The sequence below is a fragment of the Microcella sp. genome, assembly GCF_033763155.1.
Classification (GTDB): domain Bacteria; phylum Actinomycetota; class Actinomycetes; order Actinomycetales; family Microbacteriaceae; genus Microcella.
Window position 1 is genome coordinate 18,912 of record NZ_JANRKZ010000057.1, and the last position, 11,055, is coordinate 29,966.

10 protein-coding genes are annotated in these 11,055 nt (G+C 66.0%); all 10 read right to left on the minus strand.

Going from position 1 to position 11,055, the window contains the following annotated elements; translation table 11 throughout:
• On the minus strand, positions 1-825 hold the full coding sequence (gene pyrF, locus SFU54_RS02495; protein WP_319014733.1) for an orotidine-5'-phosphate decarboxylase: 825 nt from the start codon (positions 823-825) through the stop codon (positions 1-3).
• Complete coding sequence (gene carB / locus SFU54_RS02500; protein ID WP_319014734.1) at positions 822-4,106, minus strand: carbamoyl-phosphate synthase large subunit; 3,285 nt, start codon at positions 4,104-4,106, stop codon at positions 822-824. The genes pyrF and carB overlap by 4 nt, the downstream gene beginning before the upstream one ends.
• Positions 4,106-5,248 (minus strand): glutamine-hydrolyzing carbamoyl-phosphate synthase small subunit, encoded by a 1,143-nt coding sequence (gene carA, locus SFU54_RS02505; RefSeq protein ID WP_319014735.1) that lies wholly within the window; start codon positions 5,246-5,248, stop codon positions 4,106-4,108. The genes carB and carA overlap by 1 nt, the downstream gene beginning before the upstream one ends.
• Positions 5,245-5,766 (minus strand): hypothetical protein, encoded by a 522-nt coding sequence (locus SFU54_RS02510; RefSeq protein WP_319014736.1) that lies wholly within the window; start codon positions 5,764-5,766, stop codon positions 5,245-5,247. Before SFU54_RS02510 ends, carA begins: the two co-directional genes overlap by 4 nt.
• Positions 5,759-7,090 carry a dihydroorotase gene (locus tag SFU54_RS02515; RefSeq protein ID WP_319014737.1) on the minus strand — a complete coding sequence of 444 codons (1,332 nt, stop codon included), beginning with the start codon at positions 7,088-7,090 and terminating at the stop codon, positions 5,759-5,761. Before SFU54_RS02515 ends, SFU54_RS02510 begins: the two co-directional genes overlap by 8 nt.
• Positions 7,087-8,055: an aspartate carbamoyltransferase catalytic subunit gene (locus tag SFU54_RS02520; protein WP_319014738.1), complete on the minus strand. Its 969-nt coding sequence runs from the start codon at positions 8,053-8,055 to the stop codon at positions 7,087-7,089. The genes SFU54_RS02515 and SFU54_RS02520 overlap by 4 nt, the downstream gene beginning before the upstream one ends.
• Positions 8,052-8,582 carry a bifunctional pyr operon transcriptional regulator/uracil phosphoribosyltransferase PyrR gene (gene pyrR / locus SFU54_RS02525; protein ID WP_319014739.1) on the minus strand — a complete coding sequence of 177 codons (531 nt, stop codon included), beginning with the start codon at positions 8,580-8,582 and terminating at the stop codon, positions 8,052-8,054. Before pyrR ends, SFU54_RS02520 begins: the two co-directional genes overlap by 4 nt.
• Before the next feature lie 67 nt (positions 8,583-8,649).
• Complete coding sequence (locus tag SFU54_RS02530; RefSeq protein ID WP_413466543.1) at positions 8,650-9,540, minus strand: ABC transporter permease; 891 nt, start codon at positions 9,538-9,540, stop codon at positions 8,650-8,652.
• A 2-nt stretch (positions 9,541-9,542) separates the two neighbouring features.
• Positions 9,543-10,571, minus strand: a complete 1,029-nt coding sequence (locus SFU54_RS02535; protein ID WP_319014740.1) for an aliphatic sulfonate ABC transporter substrate-binding protein — start codon at positions 10,569-10,571, stop codon at positions 9,543-9,545.
• A 78-nt stretch (positions 10,572-10,649) separates the two neighbouring features.
• Positions 10,650-11,055, minus strand: a 406-nt coding sequence (locus tag SFU54_RS02540) for an ATP-binding cassette domain-containing protein (RefSeq protein ID WP_319014741.1), incomplete at its 5' end; no start/stop codon positions are given.

Sequence of the window (11,055 nt, forward strand, 5' to 3'; positions counted from 1 at the left end):
TCACGCGTCGAGCTCCGCTCGGTGTGCATCGAGAGCGGCGGCGAGCCCGTCGGGCCCGGCCGAGAGCACACTGCGGGTGACCGTCGGGATGACCGAACTTGATGCCACGCCATACACCGAGTCGAGCGCGCTCAAGCGAGAGCCCTGGTAGCCGAAGCCCGGGCCCAAGACCGGCGTGTGCTGCAGCAGCACAGGGTCGATTCCGCTTGCCGTGATCGGCTCTGTCGCACCGATGACGACACCGATCGATCCCCACCCGCGAGCGCCTGCGTTGCGCACGGCGACATCACGAGCGAGTTGACCGGCCACCGAGCGGCCGCTGCCGCTCACCGACTGCTGCACCTCGCGACCCTCGGGGTTTGACGTCGCCGTCAGCACGAACACACCTTTGCCGTGCTCGATCGCGAGGTCAATCACCGGGTCGAGGGAACCAAGCCCTTGGTAGGCGACCGCTGTCATGGCGTCAGCTTCGAGCGGGGAGCCCGGCGACAACCACGCCTCGCCATACGCCGCCGCCGTCGAGCCAATGTCGCCGCGCTTGACGTCGGCGATGACGAGAAAACCGCCGTCACGTGCCGTGCGAATGACCTCTTCAAGCACCGCGTACCCAGCAGCGCCGAAGCGCTCGAAGAACGCCGCTTGCGGCTTGACGATTCCAACACGACCATGGGCGGCATCGAGAGCGCGCAAAGCCAGGGCTCGAGCGCCTTCGGCGTCGTTCGTCAGCCCCCACTGCTCAAGCAGCGAGGTGTGCGGGTCGATTCCGAGGCACAACCGGCCGTGAGCATCCACCACCGATTTCAGGCGGTCACCAAAGGCGATCATGCGCGGGCCGCCCGGGCGATCGCGTAGTCCTGCAGGCTCGTCACGGTCACGGGTTCGGTCGCGGTCTCGAGCGACGCCACGGCGGCACCCACCGTTGCAATCGTCGTGAACAGCGGCTTGTCGGCCGCCACCGTGGCGGTGCGAATCTCGATGCCATCGGCGCGCGCTGAACGACCCGACGGAGTGTTAATGACGATGTCCACCTCTCCCGCGTTGATCAGATCAACGATCGAGGGCTCACCGTCGTCGGCACCGCTGTGCTTGCGCACGACGCGCGCCGCAATGCCATACCGCGCGAGCACTTCGTTGGTGCCCTCGGTCGCCCATAGCTGGAATCCGAGTTGGTGCAAGCGCAGCGCGGGCAGCACGACAGCCCGCTTATCGCGGTCAGCCACCGACACGAAGACGACGCCCTTCTTCGGCAGCCCTCCGTACGCGGCGTCTTGACTCTTCGCGAAGGCGCGCGGAAAGTCTTTGTCGATTCCCATGACTTCGCCCGTCGAGCGCATCTCAGGGCCGAGCACCGAATCGACGATGACACCCTCACGCGTGCGGAACCGCTTGAACGGCAAGACCGCTTCTTTCACCGAGACGGGAGCATCAAGCGGCACGGTCGACCCGTCGCCCGCCGGCAGGAGGCCATCGTCGACGAGCGAGCGGATGCTGCGGCCCGTCATGATGAGAGACGCCGCCTTCGCGAGAGGAATGCCGAGCGCCTTCGACACGAAGGGCACGGTGCGTGACGCACGGGGGTTCGCTTCGAGCACGTAGAGCACACCCGCACCAATGGCGAACTGCACGTTGAGCAGACCGCGCACGCCGATACCGGCAGCGATGCCCCGGGTCGCCTCGCGAACACGGTCGATGACCGTTGCCCCGAGCGTGACGGGCGGAAGCGTGCAGGCCGAGTCACCCGAGTGCACGCCGGCCTCCTCGATGTGCTCCATGATGCCGCCGATGTAGAGCTCGTCGCCGTCGTACAGCGCGTCGACGTCAATCTCGACGGCGTCGTCGAGAAAACGATCAACGAGCAGGGGCTGCTCCGGCCCGATGATGGCCTGATCTTTGACCCGATCGAAGTAGTCGACAAGGCTCGCGCTGTCGTAGACGATCTCCATACCGCGACCACCCAGCACGAAGCTCGGGCGCACGAGCACGGGGTAACCGATGCCGTCGGCGATCGCGACAGCACTGTCGACGTCGGTCGCCGTGCCGTTGCGCGGCGCGGTGAGGCCCGCGTCGTCGAGAATGCGCGAGAAGGCTCCGCGCTCTTCGGCGAGGTCAATCGCATCGGGCGTGGTTCCGAGAATCGGGATGCCCGCCCGCTCGAGCCCGTGAGCGAGACCCAGCGCGGTCTGGCCGCCGAGCTGCACGATGACTCCCACGAGCTCGCCCGTTGCCGACTCTGCGTGGATAACCTCGAGCACGTCTTCGAGCGTGAGCGGCTCGAAGTAGAGGCGATCACTCGTGTCGTAGTCGGTCGAGACCGTCTCGGGGTTGCAGTTGATCATGATCGTTTCGAAGCCGGCGTCACGCAGCGCGAAGCTCGCGTGCACGCAGCTGTAGTCGAACTCGATGCCCTGGCCGATGCGGTTGGGGCCTGAGCCGAGAATGACGACCTTGCGAGCGCTGCTCGGAGCGACCTCGGTCTCGTCGTCATAGCTCGAGTAGTGGTACGGCGTGAGCGCCGGAAACTCGCCCGCACACGTGTCGACCGTTTTGAAGACGGGTCGCACTCCCGCTGCCCACCGCGCCTCGCGCACCGCGAGCTCGTCAAGACCGCGCAACTCGGCGATTTGTGCATCGCTGAACCCGTGGTCTTTCGCGTACCGGACGACCTCGCCGGTGAGCTCGGGCGCGGCCGCGATCTCGGCCGCAACCTCGTTGATGAGCTGCATCTGGTCGAGGAACCACGGGTCGATTCCGGTCGCGGCGAAGAGCTCGTCGATGCTCGCACCCGCGCGCATCGCTTGCTGCACCGTCACGATGCGGCCATCGGTAGGGATTCGGGATGCTGCGATCAGGGCATCCTTATCGCCAGGCTCACCCTGCCAGTGGAAGCTGCTGCCCCGCTTCTCGAGGCTTCGCAGGGCCTTCTGCAGCGCGGTGCTGTAGTTGCGACCGATGGCCATCGCCTCGCCGACCGACTTCATGGTCGTCGTGAGTTCGACGTCGGCGCCGGGGAACTTTTCGAACGCGAAGCGCGGCACCTTCACGACGATGTAGTCGAGCGTCGGCTCGAAGCTCGCCGGCGTGACCTTGGTGATGTCGTTGGGAATCTCGTCGAGCCGGTAGCCGATTGCGAGCTTGGCGGCAATCTTGGCAATCGGAAAGCCCGTGGCCTTCGACGCGAGCGCGCTCGACCGCGACACACGCGGGTTCATCTCGATGACGATGACACGACCCGTGGCCGGATCAACCGCGAACTGCACGTTGCAACCACCCGTGTCGACGCCCACGTCACGAATAATGCGGATGCCGATGTCACGCAGGTTCTGATACTCGCGGTCGGTGAGCGTGAGCGCCGGAGCGACCGTGATCGAATCGCCCGTGTGCACGCCAACGGGGTCGACGTTCTCGATCGAACACACAACCACGGTGTTGTCGGCGCGGTCGCGCATGAGCTCGAGCTCATACTCTTTCCACCCGAGAATCGACTCTTCGAGCAACACCTCGGTCGTCGGCGACTGGTGCAGGCCGTCGGTGACCATGCGGATCAGTTGCTCGCGGTCGTGAGCGAAGCCCGAGCCGAGACCTCCCATCGTGAACGAGGGACGGATCACGAGGGGGTATCCGAGGTCGTCGGCGAACGCGACCGCCTCATCGACCGTGTGCGCAATGTAGCTGCGCGCCACGTCGGCACCCGCATCGAGCACGAGTTGTTTGAAGAGCTGACGGTCTTCGGCCTTGTGAATAGCCTCGAACGAGGCCCCGATGAGCTCGACGTCGTACTTCGCAAGAATGCCACGCTCGTGCAACGCGATCGCGGCGTTGAGGGCCGTCTGGCCCCCGAGCGTCGGGAGCACCGCATCCGGCTTCTCTTTCGCAATGATCGCTTCGATGACCTCGGGGGTGATCGGCTCGATGTAGGTCGCGTCGGCGAAGTCGGGGTCGGTCATGATCGTCGCCGGGTTGGAGTTGACGAGAATGACCCGGATGCCCTCCGCGCGCAACACGCGGCACGCCTGAGTGCCCGAATAGTCGAACTCGGCTGCTTGGCCAATGACGATCGGGCCCGAGCCGATCACGAGAACACTGTTGATGTCGTCACGCTTGGGCATCAGGCGGTGGCCTTTTCACTCTGAGCCACGACAAGGTCGCGGAATCGGTCGAACAAGTAGGTGGAGTCGTGTGGTCCGGCCGCCGCCTCGGGGTGGTACTGCACCGAGAACGCGGGGATGTCGAGCGCGCGCAAACCTTCGACGACCTGGTCATTGAGGCCGACGTGGCTCACTTCGACGCGGCCGAATCCGGCGGGGCTCTCGACGACACCCTCGAGCGGAGCATCCACGGCAAAACCGTGATTGTGCGCCGTGATCTCGATGCGACCCGTGGCTTTGTCGAGCACGGGCTGGTTGATGCCACGGTGGCCGTAGGGCAACTTGTAGGTGCCGAACCCGAGAGCGCGGCCGAGCAGCTGGTTGCCGAAGCAAATACCGAAGAACGGCAGCCCGTCGCGCAGCACGCCTTGCAAGAGCTCGACGTGCGCGTCACTCGCCGCGGGGTCGCCAGGGCCGTTCGAGTAGAAGACGGCGACGGGCTTGATCGCCCGCACGTCGTCGAGCGTGACCGACTGCGGCAGCACGTGCACCTCAAACCCGCGCTGGGCGAGCTGGCGCAGCGTCGACTCTTTCACGCCGAGGTCGAGCACGGCGAGTCGGCCGATCGACTCGCCCTGGGCAGCGATCACGGTGGCCGATTCGACCGAGACCTCGGCCGACAGGTTACGGCCCGTCATCTCCGCCGACGAGCGCACGATCGCGAGCTGTTCGTCGTCGCTCAGAGCCGCGTCAGCACCGGAGAAGATTCCGGCGCGCATGGCGCCACTCTCGCGAATCCGCCGTGTGAGTGCGCGCGTGTCGATACCGCTAATGCCAACGATGCCCTGACCCTCGAGGTCGTCGTCGAGGCTGCGCGTGGCGCGAAAGTTCGAGACGCGACGCGCGGGGTCACGCACGACGAAACCCTCGACCCAGATGCGCCGCGACTCAGGGTCGTCATCGTTCATGCCCGTGTTGCCAATGTGCGGCGCCGTCATCACGACGATCTGGCCGGCGTAGCTCGGGTCGGTCAAGGTTTCTTGATAGCCGCTCATGCCCGTCGCGAAGACAGCCTCGCCGACGGTGCGACCCTCGGCGCCATAGCGGCGACCGACGTAGCGGGTGCCGTCTTCGAGCACGAGAACGGCGGGTGATGTCGTCACGATGCGATTCCTTCTGCAGTGATGGTGGCGGGTTCGGGAGTCATGGCCTGCACGCCGGCAAGCAGAGCAGCGGCGGCCGCGGGGTCGGGCACGCGCAGGTAGGTGTCGACGGGGGTGTTGCCGAGCATCCACCCGATGAGAATGAGGCCGTCACGTTCGACGACCCGATCGATCGCCCACGTCGCACGGCCGGCACCGCGCAACGACTCAGTGGCGATCAAGATGCGCTCTTGCCCCTGCACGCCGAGCACGAGTCCTTCGAGGTGAACGGCAGCGGTCGCGCGCGCGCGAAACCCCAGGCCGTGCACAGCCACGCGCTCAAGCGGCTGGTCGGCAAGTGTCGTCGCCACGTACCAGCCATCGGCGGCGACGGATGCGGAACCGAGCGACGCGGGCGCCAGCACCGGCCGGGCGAGGCCCGACTGCCGACGTCGGCGGGCTCGCCACCCGAGGGCCATGAGCACGAACACCGTCAGGATGACCGCGCCGATGATGAGCGAGGGAACGAGCCTATCCACGAGCGACCTCCTCGTGGGCGGCAGCAACGGCGTCGGCGTCGACGAGGGACCCCTCGTCGACCGTGAGCACGCCACGATGCACGGTGGCCATGACACGCCCCGGCAATTGTTGACCCAGGTAGGGCGTGTTGACGCTGCGGCCGCGCAAGTCGGCGGTCGACCACGAACGCGACACCGACGGATCGACGAGCGTGATGTTGGCGGGCGAGCCGATCTCGAGCGGATCGCCGTAGCCGTCGAGTCGACCGATCTGTGCCGGTGCGCACGAGAGAACGCGCGCCACATCGCTCCACGCGAGCAAGCCAGTGTCGACCATGGCGTGCTGCACGACGCTCAGCGCTGACTCGAGTCCCACCATGCCGAAGGCCGCCTCGGCCCACGTGCACTCTTTTGCCTCGACCGGGTGCGGGGCGTGGTCGGTGGCGACGATGTCGATCGTGCCATCGGCCAGTGCAGCGCGAAGGGCGAGCACATCCTCATCGCGCCGCAGGGGCGGGTTGACCTTGAACCGTGCGTCGTATCCACGAGCGAGCTCTTCGGTCAGCAACAGGTGATGGGGGGTGACCTCGGCCGTCACGGCGATGCCGCGAGCTTTGGCCCAACGAACGACGTCAACCGAGCCCGCGGTCGAGAGGTGACACACGTGCAGACGCGCACCAACGTGTTCGGCGAGCAGAACATCCCGCGCAATGATCGCTTCTTCGGCGACGGCGGGCCAACCGGCCAAACCGAGCTCACCTGACAACCCGCCCTCGTTCATCTGGGCGCCCACCGTGAGCCGGGGCTCTTGCGCGTGCTGCGCGACAACACCATCGAAGGTCGCGACATATTCGAGTGCGCGACGCATGAGGAGTGCGTCGTGCACGCAGTGACCGTCATCACTGAAGACCCGCACGCGAGCCGCCGACTGGGCCATCGCCCCGATCTCGGCGAGTTGTTCGCCGGCAAGTCCGACGGTCACTGCTCCGATCGGGCGAACGGTGGCGTAACCGTGCCGGTCTCCGAGTCGCTGCACCTGCTCGACAACACCCGCGGTGTCGGCCACAGGCGACGTGTTGGCCATGGCGTGCACCGCGGTAAAGCCACCGGCGGCTGCGGCGCGGGTTCCCGTCAACACGGTTTCGCTCGCCTCTCCCCCGGGCTCGCGAAGGTGCGTGTGCAGGTCGACCAACCCGGGCAACGCGATGAGACCCTGGGCGTCGATGACGCGCTCGTCGGTCTCGGGTGAGAGGGCGCCGCGCGCCGTGATGACGCCGTCGCGCACGCGAATGTCATCGCTGTGTTCGCCCAGAATCGCTGCCCCGCGAATGAGAATGCCGCTCATCGCTCGCTCCCCCCTGCATCGGTGGTACTCGAGCCAGCCACCAGCAGGTAAAGCACGGCCATACGAATCGACACCCCGTTCGTGACTTGAGCGAGCACCGTCGACCGTTCGGAGTCGGCGGCGGCGGACGAAATCTCCAGTCCCCGATTCATCGGGCCGGGGTGCATCACCATGGTATCCGCGCCCAGCAGAGCGAACCGCTCGGCCGTCAGGCCCCACACGCGCGCATACTCACGCGCCGTCGGAAAAAATGCGTCGCGCATTCGTTCGCTTTGGATGCGCAGCATCATGACGGCGTCGGGAGCAAGAGCGAGCGCGTCGTCGAGGTGCTCATGAACCGACACGGGCCACTGTTCGACCCCGTGCGGCAGCAGCGTGCGCGGAGCAACGAGATGCACCTCAGCGCCGAGCGTCGTGAGCAACCACACGTTCGAACGGGCGACGCGCGAGTGAACGATGTCTCCGACGATGACGACACGCATCCCCGTCAGGTCACGTCCGCGCGAGGCAGCGCCGAACCGTCGCGATCGAATCGTGAACGCGTCGAGCAGGGCTTGCGTCGGGTGTTCGTGGGTGCCGTCACCGGCGTTGATGATCGCGGCGTCGATCCACCCGGCGTGAGCAAGCTGGTGCGCTGCCCCCGAGTCGTGGTGGCGCACCACGATCGCATCAGCGCCCATGGCGGCGAGGGTCTGGGCCGTGTCTTTCAGACTCTCGCCTTTCGACACACTCGAGCCCTTGGCGCTGAACGTGATGACGTCAGCGCTCAGTCGTTTCGCCGCCGATTCGAACGACAGTCGGGTACGCGTGGAGTCTTCGAAAAACAGGTTGACGACCGTCTTGCCGCGAAGAGGCGGCAACTTGCGCACTTCGCGGTCAGCCGTCTGGGCCATGTCTTCGGCGACATCGAGAATCTGGATGGCGCTCTCACGGTTGAGGTCGCGCGTGCTCAGCAAGTGCTTCATGGCTCGATCGTCACCTCATCGATGCCGTCGATCTCGGTCAATCGCACCGAGACGCGCTCACTGGTTGCCGAGGGCAAGTTCTTGCCAACGAAGTCGGCGCGAATCGGCAACTCTCGGTGCCCGCGATCGACGAGTACAGCGAGACGCACGGCGCGCGGTCGGCCGTGATCGACGAGGGCGTCGAGGGCGGCACGGATGGTGCGACCCGAATACAGCACGTCGTCGACGAGCACGACGATCGTGTCGTCGATACCCCCCTCGGGCACACGAGTCGGAGCAGGGGTGCGCGTGGGCGTGTGCGCGAGATCGTCGCGGTAGAGCGTGATGTCGAGAGCTCCAGCGCTCGACACTCCCGGCTCGATCTCGTCGACGATTCGTTGAATGCGCGCAGCGAGCGTGGCACCGCGGGTTGGGATGCCGAGAAACACGAGGCGGCCATCGCCCCGGCGGCTCTCAAGCACTTCGTGGGCGATGCGGCGCAGAGCGCGCGTGATGTCAGCGTCGTGCAGCACAGTACGTGCGACCACTCTGACCTCCTTTCCCGCCTCACTGGACGGTGGTTAAAGGACGTCGAACACCCTCAGCCTAGCGCGATCAGCCCCACCTCTTGAGCAGGGCGCGCTCACCCAACCCCACCAGGGCATCCGTTGTCTTGCCCAAGATGCCGAGCAGGATGATCGCGAGGAACAAGCGGTCAATGCGACCGTTGTTCTGAGAGTCGATGAGCAAGAAGCCCAGGCCCATCGACGAGCCGGCGAGCTCAGCCGCCACCAAGAACAGCCACGACTGAGCTAAGGCGAGTCGCAGTCCGGAGACGATCGAGGGTACGACCGCCGGTAGCTGCACGACGGTGAGCAGACGGAATCGGGTGAGACCGAACGCACGGCCGGCCTCAACCAGATGCGGATCAACGTGTCGCAGAGCGCCCGCAACAGTCGTGAACACGGGAAAGGCCGCGCCGATGGCGATGAGCGTGATCTTGGGCGGTTCAAAGATGCCCATGAAGATCACGAGGAGCGGAAGCCACGCGAGCGACGGAACTGCGCGAAGGGCACCCAGCGTCGGGTTGAGCAGTTTCGAGGCCAGAGGGGACAGACCCACGATGGCCCCGACGGCGAGACCGATCGACGCTCCGATCGCAAACCCAATGAGAACTCTCTGCACCGAAATAGCGACGTAGGTGCCCAATAAGCCTGCCTCAGCAAGCTCGACCGCGGCGAGCACAACCTGGGGTGGTGAAGGAAGCAGGTAGTCGGGCACCTCGGGTAACTCGGCGGCGACCCACCACGTCGCGACGATCAGCACGGGAACGACCAGCCCGAGAAGCACGGTGCCGAGGCTCGCGCGAGAGCGGGAACGCTCGGAAATGGCGGTCCCCGCTGCCGAGTATCCAAAACTGCTTACAAATTGGAACAGCGACGCCGAACGGCGCCCCTCGGTGGAGGGGCGCCGAACGGGAGCGCCGCCGCGCTCATCGAAGCTCATGCTTAGGCAATCGCATCCGGGTCGGCCGCGAGGGCGAAGGTGTCGTTGAACAGGGCCTCGAGTGCCGCGTCGATGAGCTCCTGGTTGGGAACGTCACCGCTCTCGACGAAGATCGGGCCGATGACCGACAGCACGTCGCGCTGAGCGTCGCCGGGCACGTTGTCGATGTCGATGACCGTACGAGCGATGGTCGCCTCGGCGATCGCGATGTCGATACCCGCAACCTCGGCCAGGATCGCCGCGGTCTCCTCCGGGTTCTCGAGCGCCCATTGGCGAGCCTTCTCGTAGGCGTTCACGACGAGCTGAGCGAGGTCGGGGTTGTTCGTGATGAACTCTTCCGTCGCGTTGAGGAAGCCATACGAGTTGAAATCGACGTTGTCGTAGATGATCTCGGCGGCACCGTTGTAGACCGAGGTCGCGAGCAGCGGGTCAAGACCCGACCACGCGTCGACGGCGCCCGTCTCGAGAGCCGTCTTGCCATCGGCGTGCTGAAGGTTCTGCAGGCTGATGTCGGCCAGCGTGAGGCCCTCTTCTGCCAATGCTTGCAGCAAGAAGAAGTAGGGGTCGGTGCCCTTCGTCGCGGCGACCGTGCGGCCCGCGAGGTCAGCGACCGAGGTGATGTCGCTACCGGTCGGAACCGCGATCGCGGCCCAGTTCGGCTGCGTGAAGATGTTGATCACCTGGATCGGGCTACCGTTCGAGCGCGCAAGAAGCGCGGCAGAACCAGCCGTCGATCCGACGTCGATGGCGCCGGCGCGCAGCGCCTCGTTCGCCTTGTTCGAGCCGGCCGACTGCACCCACTCGACGGTGACGTCATCGCCCAGCTCGGCCTCGAGCCATCCCTGGTCTTTGATGATGAGGCTCAGCGGGTTGTAGGTAGCAAAGTCGAGGGTCAGCGTGGTGTCGCTCCACTCGGCGCCCTCAGTGGGCTCCGGGGCGACAGTGCCTTCACCGGCGACGCAGCCGGTCATGGCCATGGCTACTACCGCGGTGGTCGCAGTCAGCAGGGTCAGACGGGTGCGGGTACTCATGGTGGCCTTTCGGTTGGTGGTCGGATGACCGGGTGATGGGGTGGTGGCGGAACAGGGTGGTGCAGTCAGAGGGGCGAGCTATTCGCCGTGGTGGCTCGGCACCCCGAGAGCGTCGAGCAGCTTGGCGCGCAAGCGGGTCAAGACCACAGATGCGCGGTCGCGCGGTCGGGCGCCGGGCACGTCGAGGATCATGCTGATCGTCGCTCCGGCGCGGTCGTGACGTGTTCCCAGCAGAACGATGCGATCGGCAAGGGCGAGAGCTTCGTCGACGTCGTGGGTGACGAGAACGATCGTCGCCGGCTCGGCGCGGTGGATGTCGACAAGCAGGTCTTGCATCGTCAAGCGAGTCAGGGCGTCGAGAGCGCCGAAGGGCTCATCGAGCAACAGGACTCCCGGACCGCGGGCGAGGGCACGAGCGAGCGACACCCGCTGCGCCATGCCGCCCGAGATTTCGCGCGGCTTGAGGCCCGCGGCGTGTGACAAC